Raw genomic sequence first — 2,271 nt, 5'->3', positions numbered from 1 at the left:
TTCTTTTTGCATACTTTTTATATTTTTTTCGTTAGTATTTTCATTTGCAAATTCATCATTTATTGCTTTTATTTTCTCGGCAAAATCTTTTTTCAAAGCAAATTCTTTATCTTTAAGTTCTTTTAATTTAGTTTTTTGTTCTTCGGTTAAATTCAATTTATTTTCCAAATGTCTAAAGTATTTAGGTTCACCGAAATTTATATGCTCTTTCATATCTCCGTTAAAATGATGTTTATGACAAAAATTATTTTCTTTTTGAGGACAATCGAACATTGTCAAAACAAACATAATGTCATCATTTTCCATACCGCATCTTTCAAACGGACATTTTTTACCTTTTTCAAATTTTCCCTTAAAATCATTCGGCATTGCAAATACGGATACCGTAAAACATAAAACAACAAACATACTTACCATCAATTTAATTCTTTTCATAACTTTTCTCCTTCCGCTTAATTTTAAACTTGTAAACTTCAACAAGTTTGACCGCAAAAGTTATAAAAAAGTTACATCATTTATTTTTTTGATTTTTTATCCAATACATAATTAAATTTACAATATATAACTGTTGTTCATCGGTTAATTCCGTATTCATTTCAAATTTATGCCATTTATTTATACATTTTCTGCAACAGGTTGCCGTTGCATGTTGTGCAATAAATACGGGATGACCTTTCATAGGTGTTTGTTTTCCGTCATTAGCAATAAAAGCAGGTGCAATTCTTTTTGATATAAAATCTTTTGCATGTTGTTCTATTACGGAAAAACCTTTTTGATTTATATAATCAAAATCTTTTTGTTTTAATTTAAAACCGTTTCTGAATTTTGATTTTGATAATCTGTCAAGAATATTTTTATACATATTTTTATTATAACAAAAAAATGCTAATATTAATTAATTATTTATTTTACAACAATTAAAAGGTAATGATAAAAATATGGATAAAAAAAGAATTTCTTTAGCGGATTTGGATTTATTAAAACAAACTTTTAACAAGTACGGATTACACACCGTTTGCCAAAGCGCAAAATGTCCCAATATCGGAGAATGTTTTAAAAACAAAACCGCAACTTTTATGATACTTGGAAATATTTGTACAAGAAATTGTGATTTTTGTGCAACTCAACACGGAATTCCGTTACAACAAGATATGAAAGAACCGATGAAATTGGCAAATATAATAAAAATTTTAAAACTAAAATATGTTGTAATAACCTCAGTTACAAGAGATGATTTACCGGATGGCGGAGCTATGCATTTTAAAAATGTTGTTGATATTATAAACAGGGAAATACCGGATATAAAAATAGAATTATTGGTTCCCGATTTTAAAGGAATTAAAAAAAATATAGATATTGTATTATCTTCTAAATTTAATATTTTCGGACATAACATAGAAACAGTTCCCAATCTATATAAATTTAGAAAAGGTGCGGATTATAAAAGATCTTTAAATGTTCTCGCTTATGCAAAAGAAAAGGGTTTTATAATAAAAACAGGCATTATGTTAGGGCTTGGTGAAACCGAAAAAGAATTATTGGAAGTATTTAAAGATTTAAAAAATATAAATTGCGATATTTTAACAATAGGTCAATATTTAAAACCTTTAAAAAATAATGCGGAAATGCTAAAAGAATATTCGGATGAAGAATTTGAATATTTGAAACAAAAAGCATTGGAAGCAGGAATTAAAATATGCGTATCAGGAAAATATGTCAGAAGCTCTTATTTTGCGGATAATACATTTAAAAAAATAACATCGGTCGGATAATTGAAAAAAACAGATTTAATGATAGATAATCAACTTTATAAAAACATTTATGTTGCGGAATCTTTTTGGGACAGATTAAAAGGACTTATGTTTATTTCCGAACAAAAAGCTTTTAGTTTACTTATTAAGGATTGTAACTCCGTCCATACTTGTTTTATGAATTTTCCGATCACAATTATTTGTCTGAATAAAGAAATGAAAGTGATAAAAATTATTAAAAATATAAAACCTTTTAAATTTATTTTTCCTTTAAAAAATGTAAAACATATAATAGAAATTCCGGAAAAAATATCTTAACCCTTTATAAACAAAGATTTTGAGAAATAAAACTTAAATAAAAAAACAAAAAACAATATACCAAATATAACACCGGAACTATCTATTAAAACATCGGTAAAACTTGAATATCTTGCAGTAACAAACATCTGATGTATTTCATCCGTAACTGCATAAAAAGTTCCCATAATCCAACTAAAAATTGAAATAAGAAATAAATTAA

General features: G+C 25.7%; 5 protein-coding genes. 2 read left to right on the top strand and 3 right to left on the bottom strand.

Features of this window, described 5'->3' with window-relative positions:
• Both ACMUOV_RS06620 and ACMUOV_RS06615 read right to left on the bottom strand, forming a co-directional pair.
• The coding region (locus ACMUOV_RS06620; protein WP_413854316.1) for a hypothetical protein at positions 1–435 on the bottom strand (435 nt) is incomplete at its 3' end.
• 76 nt (positions 436–511) lie between these two features.
• Positions 512–862 carry a DUF4186 domain-containing protein gene (locus tag ACMUOV_RS06615; protein WP_413854315.1) on the bottom strand — a complete coding sequence of 117 codons (351 nt, stop codon included), beginning with the start codon at positions 860–862 and terminating at the stop codon, positions 512–514.
• Between the two features lie 76 nt (positions 863–938).
• Between ACMUOV_RS06615 and lipA the strand changes: the two genes are divergently transcribed.
• Together lipA and ACMUOV_RS06605 are read left to right on the top strand one after the other, a co-directional pair.
• Positions 939–1,772 carry a lipoyl synthase gene (gene lipA, locus ACMUOV_RS06610; protein ID WP_413854314.1) on the top strand — a complete coding sequence of 278 codons (834 nt, stop codon included), beginning with the start codon at positions 939–941 and terminating at the stop codon, positions 1,770–1,772.
• On the top strand, positions 1,773–2,069 hold the full coding sequence (locus tag ACMUOV_RS06605; RefSeq protein WP_413854313.1) for a DUF192 domain-containing protein: 297 nt from the start codon (positions 1,773–1,775) through the stop codon (positions 2,067–2,069).
• Here the strand turns inward: ACMUOV_RS06605 and ACMUOV_RS06600 are convergent.
• The coding region (locus ACMUOV_RS06600; protein WP_413854312.1) for a VanZ family protein at positions 2,066–2,271 on the bottom strand (206 nt) is incomplete at its 5' end. The two genes, ACMUOV_RS06605 and ACMUOV_RS06600, sit on opposite strands and share 4 nt — an antisense overlap.

Source organism: Candidatus Ruminimicrobium bovinum, from assembly GCF_902760015.1.
Lineage (GTDB): Bacteria > Elusimicrobiota > Endomicrobiia > Endomicrobiales > Endomicrobiaceae > Ruminimicrobium > Ruminimicrobium bovinum.
Note: the sequence above shows the minus strand (reverse complement) of the source record. Positions and strands in the feature narration are given on the sequence as shown.